Annotated in this window: 15 protein-coding genes; 5 read left to right on the top strand and 10 right to left on the bottom strand. The window is 57.2% G+C overall.

Annotated features, from left to right (window positions below; all coding sequences use genetic code 11):
* Positions 1-55 precede the first annotated feature (55 nt).
* The gene (malT, locus tag ACOTY5_RS19900) at positions 56-2761 is read right to left on the bottom strand and encodes an HTH-type transcriptional regulator MalT (protein ID WP_045142189.1); all 2706 of its coding nucleotides are present in this window, start codon (positions 2759-2761) and stop codon (positions 56-58) included.
* A gap of 571 nt (positions 2762-3332) precedes the next feature.
* Between malT and malP the strand changes: the two genes are divergently transcribed.
* On the top strand, positions 3333-5726 hold the full coding sequence (gene malP, locus ACOTY5_RS19895; protein WP_015571448.1) for a maltodextrin phosphorylase: 2394 nt from the start codon (positions 3333-3335) through the stop codon (positions 5724-5726).
* Between the two features lie 9 nt (positions 5727-5735).
* On the top strand, positions 5736-7814 hold the full coding sequence (gene malQ / locus ACOTY5_RS19890; protein WP_017384144.1) for a 4-alpha-glucanotransferase: 2079 nt from the start codon (positions 5736-5738) through the stop codon (positions 7812-7814).
* Positions 7815-7925: 111 nt separating this feature from the next.
* Here the strand turns inward: malQ and gntT are convergent, their stop codons facing one another.
* The 3 genes from gntT to gntX all read right to left on the bottom strand — a co-directional run bounded on the left by gntT (position 7926) and on the right by gntX (position 10865).
* Entirely contained in the window at positions 7926-9242 is a 1317-nt protein-coding gene (gene gntT / locus ACOTY5_RS19885; protein WP_017384145.1) for a gluconate transporter, read from the bottom strand.
* A gap of 305 nt (positions 9243-9547) precedes the next feature.
* Complete coding sequence (gene nfuA, locus ACOTY5_RS19880; RefSeq protein WP_003861601.1) at positions 9548-10123, bottom strand: Fe-S biogenesis protein NfuA; 576 nt, start codon at positions 10121-10123, stop codon at positions 9548-9550.
* Positions 10124-10184: 61 nt separating this feature from the next.
* Complete coding sequence (gene gntX / locus ACOTY5_RS19875; RefSeq protein WP_017384146.1) at positions 10185-10865, bottom strand: DNA utilization protein GntX; 681 nt, start codon at positions 10863-10865, stop codon at positions 10185-10187.
* Between the two features lie 36 nt (positions 10866-10901).
* Here gntX and bioH point away from each other — a divergent pair, with 36 nt between their 5' ends.
* Complete coding sequence (gene bioH / locus ACOTY5_RS19870; protein WP_045142191.1) at positions 10902-11684, top strand: pimeloyl-ACP methyl ester esterase BioH; 783 nt, start codon at positions 10902-10904, stop codon at positions 11682-11684.
* On the opposite strand, the gene feoC is transcribed toward bioH, so the two are convergent.
* The 5 genes from feoC to greB all read right to left on the bottom strand — a co-directional run bounded on the left by feoC (position 11659) and on the right by greB (position 17694).
* Positions 11659-11895, bottom strand: a complete 237-nt coding sequence (feoC, locus tag ACOTY5_RS19865; protein WP_015571443.1) for a [Fe-S]-dependent transcriptional repressor FeoC — start codon at positions 11893-11895, stop codon at positions 11659-11661. The genes bioH and feoC overlap by 26 nt on opposite strands.
* An 11-nt stretch (positions 11896-11906) precedes the next feature.
* The gene (feoB, locus tag ACOTY5_RS19860) at positions 11907-14225 is read right to left on the bottom strand and encodes a Fe(2+) transporter permease subunit FeoB (RefSeq protein ID WP_421631997.1); all 2319 of its coding nucleotides are present in this window, start codon (positions 14223-14225) and stop codon (positions 11907-11909) included.
* Between the two features lie 30 nt (positions 14226-14255).
* A complete protein-coding gene (gene feoA / locus ACOTY5_RS19855; RefSeq protein ID WP_003861611.1) occupies positions 14256-14483 on the bottom strand; it encodes a ferrous iron transporter A in 228 nt (75 codons plus the stop codon).
* Positions 14484-14802: 319 nt separating this feature from the next.
* Positions 14803-17133, bottom strand: a complete 2331-nt coding sequence (locus ACOTY5_RS19850; protein ID WP_045142192.1) for a Tex family protein — start codon at positions 17131-17133, stop codon at positions 14803-14805.
* Positions 17134-17220: 87 nt separating this feature from the next.
* Complete coding sequence (gene greB, locus ACOTY5_RS19845; protein WP_017384149.1) at positions 17221-17694, bottom strand: transcription elongation factor GreB; 474 nt, start codon at positions 17692-17694, stop codon at positions 17221-17223.
* 228 nt (positions 17695-17922) lie between these two features.
* Here greB and ompR point away from each other — a divergent pair, with 228 nt between their 5' ends.
* Together ompR and envZ are read left to right on the top strand one after the other, a co-directional pair.
* Positions 17923-18642, top strand: coding sequence for a two-component system response regulator OmpR (gene ompR, locus ACOTY5_RS19840; RefSeq protein WP_001157751.1), 720 nt, complete (start codon positions 17923-17925; stop codon positions 18640-18642).
* Entirely contained in the window at positions 18639-19985 is a 1347-nt protein-coding gene (gene envZ, locus ACOTY5_RS19835; RefSeq protein WP_003861615.1) for a two-component system sensor histidine kinase EnvZ, read from the top strand. The genes ompR and envZ overlap by 4 nt, the downstream gene beginning before the upstream one ends.
* Positions 19986-20077: 92 nt before the next feature.
* Here envZ and pckA read toward each other — a convergent pair whose 3' ends face one another.
* Positions 20078-21694, bottom strand: coding sequence for a phosphoenolpyruvate carboxykinase (ATP) (gene pckA, locus ACOTY5_RS19830; protein WP_017693860.1), 1617 nt, complete (start codon positions 21692-21694; stop codon positions 20078-20080).
* Positions 21695-21871: the final 177 nt, after the last annotated feature.

Below are 21871 nucleotides of genomic sequence, written 5' to 3'. Positions count from 1 at the left end.
TTCTCCCTCTCCCTGTGGGAGAGGGCCGGGGTGAGGGCATCAGACCGCAGAGGATCTACACTCCATATCCCATCATCTTCAACAGCTGCTGCGCATGCTGCACCGCATCCTGACGGTGCGCCACGCCCAGCTTCTGATACAGATTGCGAATGTGCGTTTTGATGGTGGTCGCCGCCACCGCCAGCTCACCGGCAATCTGCTCGTTGCTGTAGCCTGAGTAGATCAGCCCCAGCACCTGCCATTCACGCTGGGTGAGCGGGCTGGTGCGGATAAGCTCCGGCACTTCTGGATGGTTCAGCAGACGTTCAACAAAGTTCTCATCGAAGTGCGCAAACTTGTGGCGATGATGCTGGTTAATCTCGCGCAGAATGCGCTGGGCGCGATGCTGATCGAGTTCCGGCAGCGTGTTGAGCTGAATCAGCTGGCGCAGCTGCTGGGCCATCACTTCACCCTCAATCACAAAGTGGCTGATAAACCCGGTGCGGTTCGCCAGCTGTAACGCTTCCAGCAGTACGCGCTGGGCATCGTTTTTACGGCCCGCCTGCCAGTAAAGCTGGTTTAACAGCAGCAGGTTGCGGTTTAAATCGCTCATCAGGCGCAGGCTGCGGGCGTTTTCGTTTAACTCTTCCAGCACAATCTCGGCAGGCTCAAAGTCACCCAGCAGGATCTGCACGCGAGCGATGTTGCGCCACTGGCTTTGCAGGAAGTGGTTATTGGCAAATTCCGGTTTAGGCGTATGACGCAGCCAGTTGGCGGCGGACTTTTTATCGCCGGTCATCTGCCAGTAAATCACCCGGACCTTATCGGCGTTGGACACCCAGTCGCTATGGTACTGCCCGTTGCCGAGCAGGTTTTCCAGGCGGTTAAGATGGTTGCGGGCATTATCCAGGTCGCCGCGCGCCAGCGAGCACTGCACCAGCAGAGCCAGACACTGGAGCTGCTGCTGCGGCTGGAAGCTTGAAAGAACATTCAGACCCTGGCGGGCACAGCTTTCTGCTTCATCCAGACGCGACCATGCCCACAGCAGCTGAGCGCGAATACGCAACAGGAACTCGTGCATCGGCAGCTGTTCCAGATGTTGTTCACGGATCAGCTGGAACGCTTTCTCCTGATTTTCCCAGGCGGCTTGCAGGAATCCCTGAGCAAATAAAATCTCGCTTTGCTGGATCAGGCTCCAGAGGGCGTAATGCCAGACATCGTGGCGGCGCGCCATCTGTTCGGTTTGCTGCATGAGTGAAAGCGAACGCGTGAGATCGCCCTTACAGTGCAGCACTTCGCCGTGTACCGAGGTGGCCACAATACGGCTGTAAAAATTCGCCAGCGGCAGCTCATCCAGCGCGACCATCGCCAGCCGTTCGGCTTCATCAGGGTCACCGTCGTTAATCGCCACCTGCGCACGCAGGGCGTTAAATTCGCCATGCAGGGTGGTATCCATCTCACTTTCCATCTCCTGCTCGGCGCGCGCCAGCAGGGTGTTCACTTCGCTGTAGCGATGCTGGCTCTGCATCAGCCAGGCCTGGAGCAGCACCAGACGCGGATTCTCCAGCAGGCTTTCCCACGGCAGCGCTTTTAACGACTCTTCCAGCAGCGTCAGTTCACTGTGGTTGAACAGTCCCCACGCGTGGTTGAGCAGAATATCGCGCAGCATACCGGCATCCCCGGCGGCCAGCGCATGGTGGATAGCTTCGCTCGGGAAACCTTGCGCCATCCAGCTTTCGGCGGCGGCGCGGTGAATGTCAGGCAGCTCTGCGGCCAGTTCCCACTGGCAACGCTGGCGCAGGAAGCTGCCAAACAGCGGATGGTAGCTAAACCATTCGCCGGGATCGTCCATGCGCGTCAGGAACAGACCCTGACGTTCAATCTCTTCGAGCTGAAGCTGCCCGTTTTCAATGCCGGTGACGCGTACAATCAGCGCATCGTTCATGGAACGCAGCAGGGAGCTTTTCAGCAGGAAATGGCGGGTGGAGAGGTCAACGCTGTCGAGTACCTCATCCACCAGATAATCCGACAGGTGGCTGGCGTTGATGCCCGCCAGGCGGCGTGCGGACTGATGCGTCGGGCTGTTGTTTTGCCGCGCGGAGAGGGCAATCAGCTGAAGCGCCGTGGCCCAGCCGGCAACGTCATCGCACAGGCGGCTGCTTTCCGACGCCTCAATCGGAGACGTCAGGCGGCAGTCAAAGAACTGCTTCGCTTCCTGATGGGTAAAGGCCAGCTGCTGACTGCCGATTTCCAGCAGCTGATCGCGCACGCGCAGGTTGGCAATGCCCAACTGCGGAAGGTTACGCGACAGGACAACCAGCGTCAGGTTTTCCGGCTGATGGCGCAGGAAGAAACGCATGGACTCGTGAATAACCGGGTTGGTGATCAGATGATAATCATCAATCACCACATACAGCGGGCGATGCCATTCGGCCAGCTCGATAAACAGCTGGGAGAAAAGAGAGGACAGGCTGGCGTACTGGCGCTTTTGCACCATCACCTCGCTGGTGACGCAGTGTCCGTTGGTTGCCTGCTGAATCGCGGCAATTAAATAGCTGGCAAAACGCTCCTGCTGGTTATCCCCTTCATCCAGGGAGTACCAGCCAAGATCGCTTTTACCTGCCGCCCATTGCGAAATGAGCGTTGTTTTTCCATAACCCGCAGGACTCGTAACCAGCGCCAGTCGGAAATTATGCGCACCGGAAAGTTTAGCCAGCAGGCGCTCGCGGACCACAGTATGGTCAAGACGAACCGGGCGACTTAATTTGGACGGAATCAACATAGTTTTCACTTCACTGTGGGGAACGAGAGAATTTATTTTTTTTGCGCTTCGTAATTAATATCTATAAGTTCGGCCAATAGAGGAACTATTGCAAGTTATGTCTGGGTTTGGAGGCTCTGAATTTGCACTCTGTCACAAAACATTCTCATCACTGATGGAACTTTCCGTAAATGGCTGGATGCCGCGCTGCTTCTGGCTTGTCTGCATAAGTCGCGGTTGCGCTGAAACTGGTTTCAGAAAGAGATAATGACGCTGAAGTTAATTAACTTCGGGGAAAGTTGCATCGGCTTAATAGGGGTGCTGAATAATCCCGACGCGCGGAAATATTATTCTACGTAAGTAATCATTTCAGCGATGATTAATTCCTCCGAAACTGCATTTCATTTCTTTGACGCTCTTCCGGGATCGCTTTTTCAGCGAAGCGCACACTCACACAGTGGCCTCGATCACACTTTTATGCTCATCCCCGCTACTCCTCCCTGTCTAATCCCCGACAGGAGGAGGAAGAGGCGCAATGAGCCAGGCACACTAGCGCTAAATGTTTTTACTCTCTACAGGATGCCGATTCCCTATGTCACAGCCTACTTTCAACAAAGCTCAATTTCAGGCTGCCCTGACGCGTCAGTGGCAGCGTTTTGGCCTTCATGCTGCAAACGAAATGACGCCTCACCAGTGGTGGCAGGCGGTGAGCGGGGCGCTCGCAGAGCAGCTGGACGCTCAGCCTGTGACGAAGCCCGTGAAAGGCCAGCGTCACGTCAACTACATTTCAATGGAGTTCCTGATTGGCCGTCTGACGGGTAACAATCTGCTGAACCTTGGCTGGTATCAGGAGGTCGGTGACGTGCTGAAAGAACACGACATCAACCTGACCGATCTGCTGGAAGAAGAGATTGATCCGGCGCTGGGTAACGGCGGTCTGGGACGTCTGGCAGCCTGTTTCCTGGATTCCATGGCAACCGTGGGCCAGTCGGCGATTGGCTATGGCCTGAACTATCAGTACGGCCTGTTCCGTCAGTCATTTGCCGACGGCCATCAGATGGAAGCGCCAGACGACTGGCACCGCAATACCTATCCGTGGTTCCGCCACAACGCGCAGCTGGATGTGCAGGTCGGGATTGGCGGGAAAGTCACGAAGCAGGGACTCTGGGAACCGGCGTTCACCATTACCGGTGAAGCCTGGGACCTGCCGGTACTCGGCTACCGTAACGGCGTGGCGCAGCCGCTGCGCCTGTGGCAGGCGAAGCACGCGCATCCGTTTAACCTGACCAAATTCAACGACGGTGATTTCCTGCGCGCCGAGCAGCAGGGGATCGACGCCGAGAAGCTGACCAAAGTCCTCTACCCGAACGATAATCATCTGGCGGGTAAAAAGCTGCGTCTGATGCAGCAGTACTTCCAGTGCGCCTGCTCCGTGGCGGATATTCTGCGTCGCCACCACCTGGCGGGCCGCAAGCTGGCTCAGCTGCCGGACTTCGAAGTTATTCAGCTTAACGACACGCATCCGACCATTGCGATCCCGGAGCTGCTGCGCGTGCTGATCGACGAGCATCAGCTGAGCTGGGACGACGCCTGGGCCATTACCAGCCGCACCTTCGCCTACACCAACCACACCCTGATGCCGGAAGCGCTCGAGTGCTGGGATGAGAAGCTGGTGAAAACGCTGCTGCCGCGCCATATGCAGATCATCAACAAGATTAACGACCAGTTCAAAACGCTGGTGGAGAAAACCTGGCCGGGCGATAAGGCCGTCTGGGCGAAGCTGGCCGTTGTGCACGACAAGCAGGTGCGCATGGCGAACATGTGCGTGGTCAGCGGCTTTGCGGTGAACGGCGTGGCCGCGCTGCACTCGGATCTGGTGGTGAAAGATCTCTTCCCGGAATACCACCAGCTGTGGCCGACCAAATTCCATAACGTGACCAACGGCATCACGCCGCGTCGCTGGATTAAGCAGTGCAACCCGCTGCTGGCCGGCCTGCTGGACAAGACCCTGAAGAAAGAGTGGGCCAACGACCTGGACCAGCTCATCAACCTGGAAAAACAGGCCGACAACGCGAAGTTCCGCGAGCAGTACCGCGCCATTAAGCTGGAGAACAAGGTTCGTCTGGCCGAGTTTGTGAAAATGCGCACCGGAATTGAGATCAACCCGAATGCGATTTTCGATATCCAGATCAAACGACTGCACGAGTACAAACGTCAGCACCTGAACCTGCTGCACATTCTGGCGCTGTACAAAGAGATCCGCGAGAACCCGCAGGCCGACCGCGTCCCGCGCGTGTTCCTGTTCGGTGCGAAAGCGGCGCCGGGCTACTACCTGGCGAAAAACATTATCCTTGCCATTAATAAAGTGGCGGCGGCGATCAACAGCGATCCGAAAGTGGGCGACAAGCTGAAGGTGGTGTTCCTGCCGGACTACTGCGTTTCTGCGGCTGAAATGCTGATCCCGGCGGCGGATATTTCCGAGCAGATCTCTACCGCCGGTAAAGAAGCGTCCGGTACCGGCAATATGAAGCTGGCCCTGAACGGCGCGCTGACCGTCGGCACGCTGGACGGTGCGAACGTCGAAATCGCCGAGAAGGTCGGCGAAGAGAACATCTTTATCTTCGGCCATACTGTTGAAGAAGTGAAAGCCATCAAAGCCAAAGGGTACGACCCGGTGAAATGGCGTAAAAAAGATAAAGTGCTGGATGCGGTGCTCAAAGAGCTGGAAAGCGGGAAGTACAGTGACGGCGACAAGCACGCGTTTGACCAGATGCTGCACAGCATGGACAAACAGGGCGGCGACCCGTACCTGGTGATGGCTGACTTCTCTGCTTACGTTGAAGCGCAGAAGCAGGTCGACGTGCTGTATCGCGACCAGGATGCCTGGACCCGCGCGTGTATCCTGAACACCGCGCGCTGCGGTATGTTCAGCTCTGACCGCTCAATCCGTGATTATCAGGCTCGTATCTGGCAGGCAAAACGCTAAGGAAGCGCGATGGAGAGTAAACGTCTGGACAGTGCCGCGCAGGCGGCGGGAATTAGCCTCAGTTACATCAATGCGCACGGCAAACCGCAGTCTATTGGTGCGGACACCAAAAGACGTTTGCTGGATGCCATGCACAAAACCGACGCGAAAGCGTCGGGTGCGCCGGTGCCGAACGTCAAGGTCTTTACCGCAGGCAAAAAGATGCCGCTGGCGGTGGAAGGGCGCGGCGAGTTCAGTTGGCTGCTCACCACCGAAGAGGGGCATCAGCACAAAGGCCATGCCACCGGCGGCAAAACCCTTAACCTTCCGGCGAAGCTGCCGGAGGGCTACCACACGCTTACGCTGACCCGGGACGACCAGCGTTTTCACTGTCGGGTGATTGTGGCGCCAAAGCGCTGCTATGAGCCGCAGGCGCTGCGTGAAGGCAAAAAGCTGTGGGGCGCCTGCGTGCAGCTCTATACCCTGCGTTCGGACAGCAACTGGGGCATTGGTGATTTTGGCGACCTGAAAAAGATGCTGGCATCTGTTGGTGAGCGCGGCGGCGCGTTCATCGGCCTCAACCCGATCCACGCCCTCTATCCGGCGAATCCGGAAAGCGCCAGCCCGTACAGCCCGTCTTCCCGTCGCTGGCTGAACGTGATTTACATCGACGTTAACGCGTTAGACGATTTCAAAAACAGCAAAGAGGCGCAGGCGTGGTGGAAGCTTGAGACTACGCAACAGCTGCTGAAACAGGCCCGCGATGCGGACTGGGTTGATTATGCCTCCGTGACCGCGCTGAAAATGGCGGCTCTGCGTCTGGCCTGGAAGGGCTTTGCGAAGCGTGACGACGAGCAGATGGCAGCCTTCCGCCAGTTTGTGATGCAGGAAGGCGAGAGCCTTTACTGGCAGGCAGCGTTTGATGCGCTGCATGCGTATCAGGTTCAGGAGGACGAGATGCGCTGGGGCTGGCCGGTGTGGCCGGAAGCCTATCAGTCCGTTGATACCCCGGAAGTGAAGGCATTCTGTGAGACGCATGCCGACGAGGTGGATTTCTATCTCTGGTTGCAGTGGCTGGCGTACAGCCAGTTTGCCGCCTGCTGGCAGGTGAGCCAGGGCTATAACATGCCGATCGGGTTGTATCGCGATCTGGCCGTCGGCGTGGCGGAAGGCGGGGCGGAAACCTGGTGTGACCGTGAACTTTACTGCCTGAAAGCTTCTGTGGGGGCGCCGCCGGATATTCTGGGCCCGCTTGGTCAGAACTGGGGCTTACCGCCGATGGATCCGCACGTGATGGCGGCGCGTGCCTACGAGCCGTTTATCGACCTGCTGCGCGCTAACATGAAGAACTGCGGTGCGTTGCGTATCGACCACGTGATGTCCGTGCTGCGCCTGTGGTGGATCCCGTACGGTGAAACGGCTGACCACGGGGCGTACGTGCAGTATCCGGTGGACGACCTGCTCTCAATCCTCGCGCTGGAGAGTAAACGTCATCAGTGCATGGTGATTGGCGAAGATCTCGGTACCGTGCCGGTGGAAATTGTCAGCAAGCTCCGCGACAGCGGGGTTTACTCCTACAAAGTGCTCTATTTTGAAAACGACCATGAGAAAACCTTCCGCGCGCCGAAAGCGTACCCTGAACAGTCAATGGCAGTCGCGACGACGCATGATCTTCCTACGCTCAGAGGCTACTGGGAAAGCGGCGACCTGACGCTCGGCAAAACGCTGGGTCTCTACCCGGATGAAGAGGTTCTGCGTGGGCTGTATCAGGATCGCGAGCTGGCGAAGCAGGGGTTGCTGGATGCGCTGCATAAGCATGGCTGTCTGCCGAAGCGCGCCGGGCATAAGGCGTCGCTGATGTCGATGACGCCAACGCTTAACCGTGGCTTACAGCGCTATATTGCCGACAGCAACAGCGCGTTGCTCGGTCTGCAACCGGAAGACTGGATTGATATGGCGGAGCCGGTAAACATCCCCGGCACCAGCTATCAGTACAAAAACTGGCGTCGCAAGCTGTCCACAACGCTTGAAGCGATGTTTGCCGATGACGGGGTGAACAGGTTGATTAAGGATTTGGATAAACGGCGAAAAGCAGCAGCGAAGAAGTGATAAAAAACCCGCCAGTGGCGGGTTTTTTATTGCCCGGTGGCGCTAACGCTTACCGGGCCTACGTGCATTAAGTAGGTCGGGTAAGGCATAGCCGCCACCCGACTTAATACATCAAACCACCATATTCAACAGCAGCACCCCGACCAGACCGCACACCGAAATAATGGTTTCCAGCGCGGACCAGGACTTGATGGTTTCACCGATGGTCAGGTTGAAGTACTCCTTGAACAGCCAGAAGCCCGGATCGTTCACGTGGGAGAAAATCACGCTACCGGAACCGACCGCAATAACCATCAGCTCAGGGCTTACGCCCGTGGTCGCAATCAGCGGCGCAACGATACCGCCCGCGGTAATCGCCGCAACGGTCGCAGAGCCCAGCGCGATACGCAACACCGCGGCAATAGACCATGCCATCAGCAGCGGGGAGACGTTGGTTTCATGCATCATGGCCGCGATGTATTTATCCACGCCGCTGTCGACCAGCACCTGCTTGAACGCGCCGCCACCGCCGATGATCAGCAGCATCATGGCAATGATTTTGATGGAAGAAGTCAGCGTGTCGTTGATCTGATCCATGGAACGGCCACGGTTAAGACCGAAGGTGAACATGGCGATCAGGACCGCAATCAGCGTCGCCATCACCGGGTCGCCCAGGAACTCCGCAACGGACAGGAACGCGTGACCTTTCGGCAGAACCATCTCTGCTATGGCACGCATCGCCATCAGGATCACCGGTACCAGTGAGGTCCAGACGCTGACGCCAAAGCCTGGCATCTCTTCTTCAGTAAAGGTTTTGGCGCTGTACAGCCCTTCCGGGATAGGCTTATCAATGCCTTTCAGGAAGCGCGCATACACCGGGCCTGCCAGAATCACCGTCGGGATCGCCAGAATCGTACCGAACAGCAGGGTTTTACCCATATCGGCATGGAAGATGGTGGCGATAGCCGTTGGGCCCGGGTGCGGCGGCAGGAAACCGTGGGTGACGGACAGCGCCGCAGCCATCGGCACACCCACGAACAGCAGCGGGATGTTGGCGGCAGCGGCGATGGTGAACACCAGCGGCAGCATCAGCACGAAGCCCACTTCATAGAACAGCGCGAAACCGACGGTAAAACCGGTTAACACCACCGCCCATTGAATGTTCTTCTTACCAAATTTGTCGATCAGCGTTGTGGCAATACGCTGTGCGCCACCGCAGTCCGCGAGCATTTTACCGAGCATGGCGCCGAAGCCCATGATCAGCGCCAGGCTGCCGAGCGTACCGCCGACACCGGCTTTAATGGAGCTGATAACTTTAACCAGCGGCATTCCCTGCATCAGACCGACTGCAAGTGCCACCAGAACCAGAGCGATAAATCCGTTCATTTTGAAGCGGATCATCAAGAGCAGTAATAACACAACACCGATAGCGACGATGACTAATGGCATGATTGACCTGGCCTTTGAATTGTTATGGGTAACGTCATTGTTTCAACGACAAATTCCGGTTGTCCCAACTGGGAACAGAGTGTTAACGGCACTCATACTGATGCCTGCGAAAACGTTAAGTTTAGTCGGCTGTTATAAGGGTGTTGAGTGCCCACGAGAATGATACGGGTAACATGATGTGATTGAGAATCACCCAGGCAGGTAAAATTTAAATTATGAGACGCAGGTCAACATACAGAGGGGGAGGCAAGAAAAAGTAGGCCCGGTAAGCGCAGCGCCACCGGGCAATACAGACGGGTACTGAATCAGTAGTAAGAGTGCTCGCCGCGCTGGTGCTCGGTCAGATCGCGCACGCCTTTCAGTTCCGGGAATTCGTTCAGCAGCTGCTTCTCGATCCCTTCTTTCAGGGTTACATCAACCATGGAGCAGCCGTTACAGCCGCCGCCGAATTGCAGGATCGCCAGACCATCTTCGGTGATTTCCATCAGGGAAACACGTCCCCCGTGGCCGGCCAGCTGCGGGTTGATCTGCGATTGCAGCAGATATTCCACACGCTCCATCAGCGGGGCATCGTCAGAAACTTTACGCATCTTCGCGTTTGGCGCCTTCAGCGTCAGCTGAGAACCCAGCTGGTCAGTGACGAAATCAATCTCCGCATCTTCAAGATACGGCGCGCTCAGCTCATCAACGTACGCGGTGAGCTGTTCAAATTTAAGGGCAGTGTCAGTTGCTTCCACAGCATCCGGAGGGCAATAAGAGACACCACATTCTGCATTCGGAGTGCCTGGATTGATCACAAACACGCGGATCTGCGTCCCTTCTTCCTGATTTGCCAGCAGTTTGGCAAAGTGCGCTTGTGCAGAATCGGAAATACGGATCATAGCTTTGGCCTAATAGTTGACTAAATTACCTGGGTATAATCATACGCCCATTGAAGAAGGGCTACAAGGTACGGCACAGACACCATACCTGAACTGACGCGGCGCCGCTTTGCAAAAGCAGTCGGGAAAGTTCAGCCACGGTACTGCCCGTGGTGACGACATCATCCACAATCGCGATATGGAGGCCGTTGACCGGCAATTCAAGGCGAAAGGCGTTTTTCAGGTTCCTTTTGCGCGACCGGGCGTTGAGCCGGTGCTGAACGGCAGTGGCATGAGTACGTTTCAGCGCAGAGGCTGGGTACCGGCAACCCAGCCAGTGGGCGAGCGGACGGCACAGCAGGTCGCTCTGATTGTATCCCCGCCGCCAGTGCCGACGCTGAAACAGTGGCACGTTCACAAGCGTGTCGACCGGCGGCAGCCCGCGCGTTCTTCGCGCCTGTAATACCGCCAGTAACAACAGGCGTGCCAGGGGCTGCGCCAGTGCAGTCTGGCTGGAAAACTTAAACTGATGAACCAGACGACTCAGCGGCAAAACGTAATCATCTACCGCCACCAGCGCGCTCCACGGCGGCGCTTTTTTCAGGCAACGGCCGCAGGGGAGCGTCTGGCTTACGGCAGGCAAGCCGCATTGCGGACAGCCCTTCAGGTAACCCAGTGCTCGCGTGCAAACGGAACAGACGCCCCACGCGCTCATCGCAAGTGGCATTCGGCATAGCCAGCACAAGCCGGGCACTGTTAGCATACGCAACCTCCATGTGAAAAAAGAGAACGTTAACTGATGAAGACGCTGTGGTGGCAGACCGTTGGGACGGGAAATTGTCATCTTGTGCTGCTGCACGGATGGGGACTGAACGCCGAAGTGTGGCGTTGCATAAGTGAGGAACTGGCCTCGCAATTCACGGTACACCTGGTGGATCTACCGGGCTATGGCCGCAGCCACGGCTACGGCGCGATGACGCTCGACGACATGGCGGAGCAGGTTCTGGAAGCGGCGCCGCAAAAAGCCGTCTGGCTCGGCTGGAGCCTGGGCGGGCTGGTGGCAAGCCAGATTGCGCTGCGCCATCCTGCACGGGTCCAGGCGCTGATCACCGTTGCCTCATCACCCTGTTTCAGCGCCCGCGAGGCGTGGCCGGGCATCAAACCTGAGGTGCTGGCCGGGTTCCAGCATCAGCTGAGCGAAGACTTCCAGCGGACGGTGGAGCGTTTCCTGGCATTACAGACGATGGGAACAGAAACCGCCCGTCAGGATGCGCGGACGCTGAAGCAGACGGTGCTTTCTCTGCCGATGCCGGAGGTTGAGGTGCTGAACGGAGGGCTGGAAATCCTGAAAACGGCCGATCTGCGCGAGCCGCTGGCGTCGTTAACGGTGCCGCATCTGCGTATTTATGGCTATCTGGATGGACTGGTTCCGCGCAAGGTGGTTCCGCTGCTGGATGCGCTGTGGCCGGAGAGTAAATCAATGGTGGTTGCCAAAGCGGCACATGCGCCGTTCATCTCTCATCCTGCTGAGTTTTGTTCGGCGCTGTCCGGTTTTATCAGCGAAGCGTCCACCACTCCCTGAGACAGGCTTTACCTTCAGGACAACTCTTACAACTGCCGGACAGACAACTGTCCGGCTCTTCCTGAATGCGCACGGCTTTCCCCATGGCCTCCAGCCTTTCCAGCATGGCATCGATCATCGGCTGCGGCGTATGCAGGCTGAGGCTGAGCTGCTTCGCCTCCATTCGCCCCTGTAACGCCAGTAAGTCACGAACCTGAATCAACGATGCCATCTTTCTTCCCTTTAGTGACAGTCGCCCGCAGGGCTGCTACAGCAGGTCGTCGGGGTTTTGCGCGTTGCCAGCAGGTTAACGTCAACGCGGCTACGCGCCCGGCGCAGCAGGCCAATCACCATCACGTTAAACAGGATCACCGCGAGGATACAGACCAGGCTGTAGCGCGGATGCTGGCTGTAATTGACGGCCTGATAAAACACGGTCGCCAGTGAGTAGGCAATGTTCAGCCCCCACAGAATGGAGAAGCCCATCCAGCCGCGGCTGGACTCACGGGCAATGGCGCCCATGACCGAGATGCACGGAATATAGAGCAGGACGAAGATCAGGTAGCTGTAGGCCGCCGACGCGCTGCCAAATTTCTGGCCCATCACGCCCATTGCTCCGGTCGCCATTTCGCCGTCGCCTTTGCTGGCTTCAATCGGGTTCGCCAGTACGCTCAGGCTGAAGGTGTCTTTCAGGCTCTGCCAGGTTTCTTCCACCGCGCCAAGCAGTTCATCGCCGAGGTTGAACGCTGCCGGATTAAACTCCTCTTCCTGGATGTTTTCCGCGGTGTAAAGCGTGTTCAGGGTGCCGACAACCACCTCTTTTGCCATCGCGCCGGTGAACAGGCCCACGGTTGCCTGCCAGTTGTCTTCCTGAACGCCAATCGGTTTGAAGACCGGCGTAATGATCCGGCTGACGGAGGCCAGGGCAGAGTCATTAATGTTGTCCGCGGCCTGGCCGCTCAGAGTGAAGCTGTTCAGGGCGCTCAGGAAAATGCTGACCACCACAATCACCTTACCGGCGCGCAGAACGAAGCCCTTCAGGCGCTGCCATGTCTGAATAATCAGGCTTTTCAGATGCGGAACGTGATAAACCGGCAGTTCCATCACGAACGGCGACGCTTCGCCACGCATGATGGTGTGCTTCAGCATCAGGCCGGTGAGAATAGCCATCACGATACCCAGCACATACAGGGAGAAGACGGCCAGCGCTCCTTCCTGACCAAAGAACGCCGCGGCAAAGACCGCGAAGATCGCCAGCCGCGCGCCGCAGGACATGAACGGCGCCATCATGATGGTCATCAGGCGTTCGCGCGGGGCATCCAGCGTACGCGCGCCCATGACTGACGGCACGTTACAGCCAAAGCCGACAATCAGCGGCACGAAGGATTTGCCCGGCAGCCCCAGCGCCTGCATCAGGCGGTCCATCACGAAGGCGGCGCGCGCCATGTAACCGGAATCCTCAAGGAAGGAGAGGAACAGGTACATCATGCCGATCTGCGGCACCAGCGGCAGGACGGTATTGATCCCGCCGCCGATCCCCTGCGCAAGGAAGATGGTCAACCATTCCGGGAAGTGGAGGGTGTAGCCCAGCCACTGAATACCGTGCACGAAGATAGCGACAGAGCCGCCATCAAAGATAGGTTGTAATGCACCGCCGATGTTAATGGCGAGCAGGAACATCACATACATCACCAGTAAAAAGATCGGTAAACCGAGGAAGCGGTTGAGCACAATCTTATCCACGGCGGCGGTGAAGCGGCTGGGTTCAGCGGTTAATGCATTGCTGACCACGTCACAGATAGCGGCAATGGCCTGATAGCGCGCATCCGCAATGTGCAGGGCCGGGTCATCCAGCTCGTCGCTCAGGCGAGCCTGTGCGACGTCCAGCTTATCCGCCGCATCGCCTGCGTAGGCGCGGCTGTAGATATCGCCTTCCAGCATTTGCAGGCCAAGCCACAGACGTTGTCTGGCGGGCATGCTGTTATCCATCTCCTGCGCCAGCTGCCCGGCTTCGCGCAGCAGCGGCTGGGCGTAGTGCACCAGTTCGACGTCGGCATTGCCCGTGTGGCGGTCAATCGCCAGCTTCAGGGCGTCAATGCCGCGAGCGCGGGTGGAAACCAGCGGAACCACCGGGCAGCCCAGACGGGCGGAGAGGGCATCGACGTCGATGCGCAGCTTTTGCTTCTCCGCGATGTCGAGCATGTTAAGCGCCACGATGCAGGGAATACCCAGCTCCAGCAGCTGTAACGTGAGATACAGATTTCGTTCGAGGTTAGAGGCATCCACCACGTTGATAAGCAGAACCGCGTCGCCGCTCAGAATATAGTGGCAGGCAATTTGCTCATCGAGAGAGGTCTGGGATGAAATCGTGGTGAGGGAATAGGTCCCCGGTAAATCAACCAGCGTGACCTGATTATCTGTCGTGGTGAACTGGCCTTCTTTGCGTTCCACCGTCACGCCTGCCCAATTTCCCACACGCTGGCGTGCGCCGGTTAACTGATTAAATAAGGTTGTCTTGCCGGAATTAGGATTGCCAATTAAGCCAATAGTTAATTTTTTCATTGTAATAGACTCACTGAAACCGCTGGCTTGTTAACGGGATAAAGATTCAACTTCAATTAATGCGAGGTCTTTTTTACGCAGAACCAGATTAACGCGTCGGGTTTCGATATGAACTGGATCGCCCAACGGCGCAACGCGCACAACCTGGAATGATGAGCCGGGTAGCATGCCCAGTGACAGGAGCTTCTGCCGATAGGCCGGGCTTATCTCACGGGTAAAACCGATAATTTTCCACGCACTGTCTGGAGTGAATTGCATAGCGCCTGATTCCACGATAGGTTAAATAATCTACACTGCGATGATAATGAGAATGGTTTTTATCAGCAATAATAAAAATGTGACGGGATGTTGTTAATCGTATTAATTTGCGGTCTGCTTGACCTTGCTCAATATTTTCGAAATTGAGGTGAAAATAAAAAGAGGGCTATTTGTTAATGAGGTGATAATTCGTGGTTTAAATATGGATACAACATATTTATTTTTATTCCCTGCGGCCTGCTTGCCGGGCGGCACTGCGTTTGCCCGGCCTACAAAACCGTAGGCCCGGTAAGCGTCGCGCCACCGGGCATTTACAGCATTAGTGTTTCTTACCCATCGCCGCTGCCAGCGCATCCATCATCGCGCTGTTGCCCGCCGGCTGTGCGTCACGTCCGCGTGGCTTCGCGGCTTTCGCTGCCGGACGCTGCTGTTCACGGCCACCGCCATTACCGCCACGGCGCGCGTTAGTGTCGCCCGGCTGCTCGTCCAGACGCATGGTCAGGGCAATACGCTTGCGCTGGAGATCCACTTCGAGCACTTTCACCTTCACGATGTCGCCCGCTTTGACCACGGTGTGCGGATCTTCAACGAACTTGTCGGCGAGGGAAGAGATATGCACCAGACCATCCTGATGCACGCCGATATCCACAAACGCGCCAAAGTTGGTGACGTTGGTTACCGCCCCCTCCAGCACCATGCCCGGCAGCAGGTCGTTCATGGTTTCTACGCCCTCAGCAAAGGTCGCGGTTTTAAACTCAGGACGCGGATCGCGGCCCGGTTTTTCCAGCTCTTTGATGATGTCGGTGACCGTCGGCACGCCGAACTGTTCGTCGGTGAAATCCACCGCTTTCAGGTTACGCAGCGCGCTGCTGTCGCCCATCAAGTCTTTCAGCGCCTGCCGGGTGGCGGCCAGGATACGCTCGACAACCGGATAGGCTTCCGGGTGAACGGTAGAGGCATCCAGCGGGTTATCGCCGTGGTTGATGCGCAGGAAGCCCGCGCACTGCTCAAATGCTTTCGGCCCCAGACGGCTCACCTTCAGCAGCTGCTGGCGGTTCTGGAACTGACCGTTTTCATCACGCCAGGCGACGATATTCTGCGCCATCATACGGGTCAGGCCCGCCACGCGGGTCAGCAGGGGCACGGAAGCGGTGTTCAGGTCCACGCCGACGGCGTTAACACAGTCTTCCACTACCGCATCCAGCTTGCGCGCCAGCTGCGTCTGGCTCACGTCGTGCTGATACTGGCCCACGCCGATGGATTTCGGGTCAATCTTCACCAGCTCCGCCAGCGGATCCTGCAAACGACGGGCGATAGAGACCGCGCCGCGCAGGGAAACGTCCAGATCCGGGAACTCCTGCGCTGCCAGTTCCGAGGCGGAATAGACAGATGCCCCCGCTTCACTGACGATCACTTTCTGCGCCGTCACTTTCGGGAACTGCTTCTGCACGTCGAGATAGAAACGTTCAGTTTCTCGGGACGCCGTACCGTTACCGATGGCAACCAGCTCAACGTTGTACTTCTCGCACAGCGCGGCGACGACGACAGCCGCTTTCGCTGCCTGACCGGTGTGCGGGTAAATGGTGTCGGTGGCGACAAGCTTGCCGGTGCCGTCAACCACGGCCACCTTCACGCCGGTACGCAGACCCGGATCGAGACCCATGGTGGCGCGCAGGCCAGCTGGCGCCGCCATCAGCAGGTCGTGCAGGTTACGGGCGAAGACGTTGATCGCTTCGTCTTCGGCGCGCTCGCGCACGGTGCCCATCAGCTCGGTTTCGAGGTGCATCAGCACCTTGATGCGCCAGGTCCAGCTCACCACGCCTTTGCGCCAGCTGTCCGCCGGGGCGTTGTTCAGGCGCAGGCCCAGATGGTCGATAATGATCTGCTCGCAGTGGCTCTCTTTTGGCGGCTCGTCAAACTGTGGATCGGCATTCAGGGAGAGTTGCAGCACGCCTTCGTTACGGCCGCGGAACATCGCCAGCGCGCGGTGAGACGGCGCGGTAGAAATGGGTTCGTGGTGATCGAAGTAGTCGCGGAATTTCGCGCCTTCTTCCTCTTTGCCGGACACCACGGTGGAGACGATATGCGCGTTCTTCCACAGGTAATCACGCACTTTGGCCAGCAGCGCCGCGTCTTCGGCGAAGCGCTCCATCAGAATGTAGCGCGCGCCGTCCAGCGCGGCTTTGGTGTCCGCTACGCCTTTATCGGCGTCGATAAATTTGGCGGCTTCGGTTTCCGGATCGTGAGACGGCTCGTTCCACAGCAGATCGGCCAGTGGCTCAAGGCCGGCTTCGATCGCAATCTGCCCGCGCGTGCGGCGCTTCGGTTTGTACGGCAGATAGAGGTCTTCGAGCTCGGTTTTACTCAGGGTACCGTTAATGGCTTTTTCCAGGTCACTGGTCAGCTTGCCCTGCTCGCCGATAGATTTGAGGATCGCCTGACGTCGGTCTTCCAGCTCGCGAAGATAGCCCAGACGGGTCTCCAGGTTTCGCAGCTGCGTGTCATCCAGACCGCCGGTGACTTCCTTACGATAACGTGCAATAAACGGCACGGTGTTCCCTTCATCAAGCAGGCGAACGGCAGCTTCTACCTGTTCGGCTCTGGCCTGAAGTTCACCCGCAATAATGCGGCAGAGCGACTCTTTCATCATGGTCAGTTCATCTTGTGGATCGAAAATCAGGGGGATAGTTATACGGGCTGACACCAAAAAATGCCAGCCGGGGAGGGCGCTCTCGGACTATTTAACATACTCGATTTCGTTGACGTACCAGCTTGCTTCACCCGCAGGCGTCTGGACAACGGCTAAATCGCCTACCTCTTTTTTCAGCAGGGCGCGGGCCATGGGTGAGTCGATAGAAATGTAATCCTTACGACCGAAAATTTCATCGTAGCCGACGATACGAAAACGCAGGGTGTCGCCGCTGTCGTTTTCAATTTCGACCCACGCGCCGAAGAAGACTTTACCTTCCTGCTGCGGGGAGTAATCGACAATTTTGAGATTCTCGAGGCACTTCGTCAGGTAGCGTACCCGGCGATCGATTTCGCGCAGCCGCTTTTTATTGTACTGGTAGTCCGCATTCTCGCTGCGGTCGCCCAGGCTTGCTGCCCAGGTGACTTTTTTGGTCACTTCCGGACGCTCTTCGCGCCACAGGTAATCCATCTCTTTTTTGAGTTTCTCGTACCCTTCACGGGTGATCAGAGGCGTTTTCATGGTGCAGCCTTTAATGCCGGTTAACTGTCTTTGCGCACAATACGTAGCGCACAGTGTAACAGACAAGATTAATAATGATTTATGTGATGAAATGAACAGATAAGCTGCTGTTAAATATGCTTTGTAACAATTTCGTCTAGAATTTATACCAGAATTTGCTGGTCGAACCCGTGCACTTTTTTAGAATACGCTGTTCCAGGCTTATCCGAACCTTTGGGAGTACATACAATGCAAGAGAACTACAAAATTCTGGTCGTAGATGACGACATGCGCCTGCGTGCGCTGCTGGAACGTTATCTGACCGAGCAGGGCTTCCAGGTTCGTAGCGTCGCGAACGCGGAACAGATGGATCGTCTGCTGACGCGTGAATCCTTCCACCTGATGGTGTTGGACCTGATGCTGCCTGGCGAAGACGGGCTCTCTATTTGCCGCCGTCTGCGCAGCCAGAGCAACCCGATGCCGATCATCATGGTGACGGCGAAGGGTGAAGAAGTTGACCGCATTGTCGGCCTTGAGATTGGCGCTGATGACTACATTCCAAAGCCGTTTAACCCGCGTGAACTGCTGGCACGTATTCGCGCCGTGCTGCGTCGTCAGGCGAACGAGCTGCCGGGCGCGCCATCTCAGGAAGAGGCCGTCATTGCATTCGGTAAGTTCAAGCTGAACCTCGGCACCCGTGAAATGTTCCGTGAAGATGAGCCAATGCCGCTCACCAGCGGCGAGTTCGCGGTGCTGAAAGCGCTGGTCAGTCACCCGCGTGAGCCGCTCTCCCGTGACAAGCTGATGAACCTGGCGCGTGGTCGTGAATACTCCGCGATGGAGCGTTCTATCGACGTGCAGATCTCTCGTCTGCGCCGTATGGTGGAAGAAGATCCGGCGCATCCTCGTTATATTCAGACCGTGTGGGGTCTGGGCTACGTGTTTGTTCCGGACGGCTCTAAAGCATGAGGCGAATGCGCTTCTCGCCGCGAAGTTCGTTTGCCCGCACGCTGTTATTGATCGTCACCCTGCTGTTTGTCAGTCTGGTGACGACCTACCTGGTGGTGCTGAACTTTGCAATCCTGCCGAGCCTTCAGCAGTTTAATAAGGTGCTGGCATACGAAGTGCGTATGCTGATGACCGACAAACTGCAACTGGAGGACGGCACGCAGTTGGTTGTTCCCCCGGCATTCCGTCGGGAAATCTACCGTGAGCTGGGCATTTCTCTCTACTCGAACGAAGCGGCGGAAGATGCCGGCCTGCGCTGGGCGCAGCACTATGAATTCCTTAGCCAGCAGATGGCGCAGCAGCTTGGCGGCCCGACGGAAGTGCGCGTTGAGGTCAATAAAAGCTCGCCGGTTGTCTGGCTGAAAACCTGGCTGTCACCCAACATCTGGGTGCGCGTTCCGCTCACCGAGATTCATCAGGGCGACTTCTCGCCGCTGTTCCGATACACCCTGGCGATCATGCTGCTGGCCATCGGCGGCGCATGGCTGTTTATTCGTATCCAGAACCGACCGCTGGTCGATCTGGAGCATGCGGCATTGCAGGTCGGTAAAGGTATTATCCCTCCGCCGCTGCGTGAGTATGGCGCATCGGAAGTGCGCTCGGTAACGCGTGCGTTTAACCACATGGCGGCAGGCGTTAAACAGCTGGCGGACGACCGTACGCTGCTGATGGCGGGGGTCAGCCATGACCTTCGCACCCCGTTGACGCGTATCCGGCTGGCAACAGAGATGATGGGCGAGCAGGATGGTTATCTTGCAGAGTCCATCAACAAGGATATCGAAGAGTGTAACGCCATCATCGAGCAGTTTATCGACTACCTGCGCACCGGGCAGGAGATGCCGATGGAGATGGCGGATCTGAACGCGGTTCTGGGCGAAGTGGTTGCCGCCGAAAGCGGCTACGAACGTGAAATTGCGACCGACCTTCAGGCAGGTGAGATTCAGGTACGTATGCATCCGCTCTCCATTAAACGCGCGGTGGCGAATATGGTGGTCAACGCGGCGCGGTACGGCAACGGCTGGATCAAAGTCAGCAGCGGTACGGAACTCAACCGCGCCTGGTTCCAGGTGGAAGACGATGGTCCGGGCATTAAGCCTGAGCAGCGTAAGCACCTGTTCCAGCCATTTGTGCGCGGCGACAGCGCGCGCAGCACCAGCGGAACCGGCTTAGGCCTGGCGATTGTGCAGCGTATTGTTGATAACCATAACGGACTGCTGGAAATTGGCACCAGCGAGCGGGGCGGTTTGAGCATTCGTGCGTGGTTACCGGTGCCGGTTTTACGGGGGCAGGTGAAAGAGAGTTAAAAAAGGGGGGGCCTGATGCCCTCACCCCGGCCCTCTCCCACGGGGAGAGGGAGAAAACATTAAAAAAGGCAACTTTCGTTGCCTTTTTGCTTTTACCTTGGTCCCGCACTCACCAGCGCAGCACCGGCCGGTGTGTCGGTATACTTCTCGAAGTTTTCGATAAACAGTTTCGCCAGCGATTCAGCCTTCTCACGCCACTGTTCCGGTGAACCGTAGGTGTTACGCGGATCCAGGATACGCGTATCCACGCCCGGCAGCTCTGTTGGGATCGCCAGATCGAACATCGGCAGCGTAAAGGTCTCGGCGTTATCCAGCGAACCATCCAGAATCGCGTCGATGATGGCGCGTGTATCTTTGATGGAGATACGTTTGCCCGTACCGTTCCAGCCGGTGTTCACCAGGTACGCCTGGGCGCCGGATGCCTGCATGCGTTTCACCAGCACTTCCGCGTACTGCGTTGGGTGCAGCGACAGGAACGCCGCGCCGAAGCAGGCGGAGAAGGTTGGGGTTGGCTCGGTCACACCGCGCTCGGTACCCGCCAGTTTAGCGGTAAAGCCGGAGAGGAAATGGTACTGCGTCTGGCTGGCGGTCAGGCGGGAAACCGGTGGCAGCACGCCGAACGCATCTGCGGTCAGGAAAATCACCTTCGTGGCATGACCCGCCTTCGATACCGGCTTGACGATGTTCTCGATGTGGTAGATCGGGTAAGAGACGCGGGTGTTTTCCGTTTTCGAGGCATCGTCGAAGTCGATAGAACCATCGGCACGCACGGTGACGTTTTCCAGCAGCGCATCGCGGCGAATCGCGTGGTAGATATCCGGCTCTGCCTCTTCCGACAGGCGAATGGTCTTCGCGTAGCAGCCGCCTTCAAAGTTAAACACGCCGTCATCATCCCAGCCGTGTTCATCGTCGCCAATCAGACGACGTTTTGGATCGGTGGACAGCGTTGTTTTACCGGTGCCGGAAAGGCCGAAGAACACTGCTACATCGCCTTTTTCCCCGACGTTCGCCGAGCAGTGCATGGAGGCGATACCGCGCAGCGGCAGCAGGTAGTTCATGACTGAGAACATCCCTTTCTTCATTTCGCCGCCGTACCAGGTACCGCCGATCAGCTGGATACGCTCGGTCAGGTTGAAGGCGATGAAGTTTTCGGAGTTCAGACCCTGCTCTTTCCACTGCGGGTTGGTGCATTTCGCGCCGTTCATCACGATAAAGTCAGGGGTGAAGTCTTGCAGTTCTTCATCGGTCGGACGAATGAACATGTTCTTCACGAAATGCGCCTGCCAGGCCACTTCAGTAATGAACCGTACGGAGAGACGGGTGTCGGCGTTAGCGCCGCAGAACGCATCAATAATAAACAGACGCTTGCCGGAAAGCTGATGGGTGACAAGTCCTTTCAGATGCTGCCAGGTTTCCGGGGAGAGCGGTTTGTTATCGTTCTTCCCTTTGCCCTTATCAGCCCACCACAGCGTATCGCGGGTGGTGTCGTCTCGGACGATATACTTATCTTTAGGCGAACGACCGGTAAAAATACCCGTATCGACGGCGATAGCACCCAGGTTCGTCAACACACCACGCTCGTATCCTTCCAGTGCCGGATTGAGCTCTTCCTGATACAGCGTATCGTAATCGGGGTTGTAGACCACTTCCTGGACGTCGTGAATACCATAAGCCTTGAGATCTTGCGGGGTTAAACCATTAACACGCATATCACTGCTCCTTAGCCAATATGTACTGCCTGAAATTGTAGGGTTTTTCTGGGGATGTTAACCGCGACGGGGCTCATAGATTTACGTATCTGGCCAAAACCCTTACTAACGGAAAACGCTGCGACTCCAGTCACAGGGCGGGCAGATTATCGCAGGAATCGCTTTTTGGATGGGGAA

Source organism: Enterobacter cloacae complex sp. SHL018 (genome assembly GCF_049237905.1).
Lineage (GTDB): Bacteria > Pseudomonadota > Gammaproteobacteria > Enterobacterales > Enterobacteriaceae > Enterobacter > Enterobacter hormaechei_C.
This window is presented reverse-complemented; position numbering and strand designations above follow the sequence as displayed.